Source organism: Xanthobacter autotrophicus, from assembly GCF_030015065.1.
Classification (GTDB): Bacteria; Pseudomonadota; Alphaproteobacteria; order Rhizobiales; family Xanthobacteraceae; genus Xanthobacter; species Xanthobacter autotrophicus_D.
The window spans coordinates 1-3,051 of the sequence record NZ_JAIVFN010000216.1; the positions used below are offsets into that span (position 1 = coordinate 1).

Below are 3,051 nucleotides of genomic sequence, written 5' to 3' on the forward strand. Positions count from 1 at the left end.
TGGTTGGCGTGTTTCGAAGCAGCGGCCAACCGCCGCAAATCCGAAGCCGAGTAGTCCGTCCGAAGCTTCACCGCTGAGGCCATGACCCGAATCCTCCCCGCACCATGGAATCAGCGATCGCTCTCAATCGAAAGCCCCTGAGAGTCACCCTCAATGGCCGTTGGTATAACCCTACTTTGGCGGATTAACGGGTTGATAACGTTGAGGTGTTGAGGTTTGCGCTCCGATTGGAGCGCAGGCCATGACGATTTGGGATGAGGCGTTGGGGGCGTTTCTGAAGCCGTTTGTCGCCCTGCTGGGGCACAAGAAGCGGCGGCAGATGTGCCCGCTCTATGTGGCGGGCCTGATCGGCCCGGGCGAGCGCAAGAGCATGCAGCCCATGGCCGAGCGGCTCGATCCGACACGGTACGACCGCTTCCACCATTTCATCACGGACGGCCTGTGGGACGAGGCGCCGCTCGAGGCAGAGCTCGCCCGCACCGCCGGCCGCCTCGTGGGCGGGCCCGATGCCGTCCTCGTCATCGACGACACCAGCCTGCCCAAGAAGGGCAGCCACTCGGTGGGGGTGGCGCCGCAATACGCCTCCATGCTCGGCAAGCGCGCCAACTGCCAGACATTGGTTTCCCTGACGCTGGCGCGGGACGAGGTGCCCGTCGCCCTGGGATTGCGCCTGTTCCTGCCGGAGAGCTGGACCGATGATGTGGCCCGCATGGTCGTCGCCGGCGTGCCGGAGCCGTTCCAGGTCCCGCGCTCCAAGCCGGAGATCGCCCTTGCGGAGATCGACCGTGTCATGGCGCAGGGTGTGCGCTTCGGCTTGGTGCTGGCCGATGCCGGCTATGGCCTGTCCGCATCGTTCCGCCAGGGCCTGAGTGCCCGCGGCCTCACCTGGGCCGTAGGCATCCCCAAGCACCAGAAGGTCTACCCGGCCGACGTCGCGCTCGTCTTCCCCGTCGCCGGGCGTGGCCGGCCCCGTAAGACCCAGATCCCCGACCAGCTCTCCGCCTCCGCCGAGACGGTGCTGGCTGGGGCGCGATGGCGCAAGGTCTCCTGGCGGCGCGGCACCAGGGGTCCCTTGAGCGCCCGCTTTGCCGCCTGCCGCGTCCGCATCGCCGACGGGCCGCCCCAGCGCATCCATGACAAGGTCCAGCAGCACATGCCGGGGGAAGAGGCCTGGGTAGTGGGCGAGTGGTGGTCTTCGGGCGAGCGCAAATACTATCTCTCCAACCTGCCGGCCGGAGCCGGCCTTAAAAAGCTCGCCGCCGCCATCAAGGCGCGCTGGGTCTGCGAGCAGGCCCATCAGCAGATGAAGGAGGAACTGGGCCTCGACCACTTCGAGGGCCGCTCCTGGCGCGGCCTCCACCGCCATGCCCTGATGACCATGATCGCCTATGCCTTCCTCCAGCACCGGCGCCTGGAACAGGCCACCGGAGAAAAAAAGCCTGCGACGGGGACCGCCGAGACCGACCCTGCCTCAGGTCCGCAGAGCCGTCGTCAGGGCACTCTCCTCGGCATCACCTGCACAAACATGCCCCCTCTGCCGAAGGGCCATCTGGAGACCGCCAATCTAGTTCCGCCAAAGTAGTGCTAGGCTACCGTCAAGCACGCTTCGCCATAACTCGATCCCTATTTGTTCTGGCACCCATTCAAGGCCAAGCCGTGGGTTCATCGGGGGTTGGGCCGCCTGAACCGGGAGGTTTCGCTGTAATTCCAAGTTGTTATGGTGCCGCGGAAGGGATTCGAACCCCCGACCCACGCATTACGAATGCGTTGCTCTACCAGCTGAGCTACCGCGGCACGGAGGCACTCTTTACGGGCAGGGCGGGAGGTTTTCAAGGCCCTCCCGCTCTGGGAGGCGGCAATGCGGCGGCGGCAGGCCGGGTCCGGGTTGAAGCAGGCCGACCCCGCGTCGCAGCTTCTCCGCATGGAGAGCCCCCCGCGGCTTGTGGGCGGGGCTTGTCTGCCGCCGCCCCCACCCAGTTCGTGAGCCACCCGCCGGGCATGTCCCCGGCGGCGGCCTTGAAGGGCAAATCGGCGCGCCGCAACTGCGGTTCGCGGCCGCGCCGGGGCCGTCAGTAGGAAAGGATCGGCGGCAGCTCCTTGGCCTGGGCGACCCATTTCTCCACCATGCTCTCGGTGGGCAGGGCTCGCACCAGCTTCTTGGTGGCGTTTATCTCGGCCATGGCCTTGGCGAGGTTGGCCGGGACGCGCGTCTTCAGCTCCTTGATGGTGTCCACGCCGGCGGCTTCCAGAAGCTCGGAATATTCCTGGCCCACGCCCTTGATGCGCATGAGGTCGGCCATGTTGGCCCATTTGAGGAGCCGGCTCTCGTCGATCCCGGTGGAACCGGCGAGCTCCTTGCGGGCCTTGGGCGACTTGGCCTTTTCCAGAAGCGCGTCGGTCGTGGTGATGCCGGCGGCGCTTTTCAGCTTTTCCGCGAAGACCGCCCCGATGCCCTCGATGTCGATGATCGGATAGGACATGCGTATCCCCCTTCTCGCGGCCGGCTTGCGCGCCGGCTGGTCAGATCACGCCACAACCCACGGTCAAGTCAATCGCCGCCCCTCAAACCACCTGCCGGAGGCCGGGGACGGCGCGCACCAGCCGGTCAACCGGCTCGGCGCCTACGGTGGTGCGGGCATAGCCGACGATCTCGTGAACGCAGAGCTGGACCTGGGGCATGGTAATGCCATGGGCCATCATCCGGTCGGCCACGTGCATCAGGCGCGCCATGCCGCCGAAATGGCGCTCGGAAGGCTCCGTGATATCCGCTTCCGGGGCGTCGACGGCCAGGGCCTGGGCCCAGGGATGCACCGCGAACAGGGGCTCGAGCACCTCTGCCGGTGCTTCCCGGCCCAGAAACTGGATGACGATGACCACCAGCGCACGCGCCGTGCCCTCGTCCACGTCGAGGCACTCCCGAAGGTGCGCGACCAGATCGTCCATGCACGCCCCCAAGGCCTGTTCCCTGCGCCGCATCGCCCGGCCAGACCACCGGCACATTGCAGGCGCCGGCGCCCGCATGCAAGGCCCGGGGGGCGGACGGGCCAGGGG

Annotated in this window: 3 protein-coding genes and 1 tRNA gene; 1 reads left to right on the forward strand and 3 read right to left on the reverse strand. The window is 67.2% G+C overall.

What is annotated here, in order from left to right; all coding sequences use genetic code 11:
* Positions 1 to 241: 241 nt before the first annotated feature.
* Complete coding sequence (locus K9U40_RS22395; protein WP_282892311.1) at positions 242 to 1,582, forward strand: IS701 family transposase; 1,341 nt, start codon at positions 242 to 244, stop codon at positions 1,580 to 1,582.
* Positions 1,583 to 1,718: 136 nt separating this feature from the next.
* Here K9U40_RS22395 and K9U40_RS22400 read toward each other — a convergent pair.
* From K9U40_RS22400 to K9U40_RS22410, 3 genes are all read right to left on the reverse strand, one after another.
* Positions 1,719 to 1,794: transfer RNA gene (locus K9U40_RS22400), tRNA-Thr, on the reverse strand.
* Between the two features lie 275 nt (positions 1,795 to 2,069).
* Complete coding sequence (locus tag K9U40_RS22405) at positions 2,070 to 2,480, reverse strand: DUF4332 domain-containing protein (protein WP_282892312.1); 411 nt, start codon at positions 2,478 to 2,480, stop codon at positions 2,070 to 2,072.
* A gap of 82 nt (positions 2,481 to 2,562) precedes the next feature.
* Complete coding sequence (locus tag K9U40_RS22410; RefSeq protein WP_282892313.1) at positions 2,563 to 2,943, reverse strand: hypothetical protein; 381 nt, start codon at positions 2,941 to 2,943, stop codon at positions 2,563 to 2,565.
* Between the last annotated feature and the right edge of the window lie 108 nt (positions 2,944 to 3,051).